The sequence below is a fragment of the Streptomyces alanosinicus genome (genome assembly GCF_014650595.1).
GTDB classification, from domain to species: Bacteria; Actinomycetota; Actinomycetes; order Streptomycetales; family Streptomycetaceae; genus Streptomyces; species Streptomyces alanosinicus.
On sequence record NZ_BMVG01000166.1, the window covers coordinates 1 to 635 of the forward strand.

1 protein-coding gene is annotated in these 635 nt (G+C 73.5%); it reads left to right on the plus strand.

All coding sequences use genetic code 11. The features are described 5' to 3' along the window. Positions 1 to 635: cation:proton antiporter domain-containing protein (locus IE277_RS46815; protein ID WP_189960239.1), on the plus strand; the 635-nt coding region annotated here is incomplete at both ends.

The window sequence follows — 635 nt, forward strand, 5'->3', positions numbered from 1 at the left end:
GTGGAAACCGGTCGGCATCCTCGCCATCGGGCTGGTGCTCGCCTCCGCGGCGGCCGTCGCCGCGGTGGCCGCCTCGCTCACCCCCCTGTCCTGGCAGATGGCGTTCGTGCTGGGCGCGGTGCTGGCCAGCACCGACCCCGTGGCCGTGACCGCGCTCGGCCGCCGCCTCGCCCTGCCCCCGAGAGTGCAGGTCCTGGTCCAGGCGGAGAGCCTGTTCAACGACGCGACCTCACTGGTGCTGGTCCGGGTGGCGGCGGGCATCGCCATCGCCTCGGCCACCGCGGACTGGAGGGCGGCGGGCGGGCAGTTCCTGCTGCTGGCAGGCGGCGGCACGGTGATCGGGGCCGCGGTGGCCGGGGTGATCACCCTGATCCGGCGGCGCACCGAGGACCCGGTCCTGGAGACGGTGATCGCCCTGGTCACCCCGTACGCCGCCTATCTCCTCGCGGAGGCCGCACACACCTCAGGCGTGACGTCCTGCGTCGTCGCGGGCGTCGTCCTGGGCGGCCGCGGCGACCGCCTCACCAACGCCCGCATAAGACTCCAACTGCACGCCGTCTACGGCACGGTCGTCTTCCTCCTGGAGAGCGTCGTCTTCAGCCTCATAGGGCTGGCCCTGCCCGGCGAGGTACGGG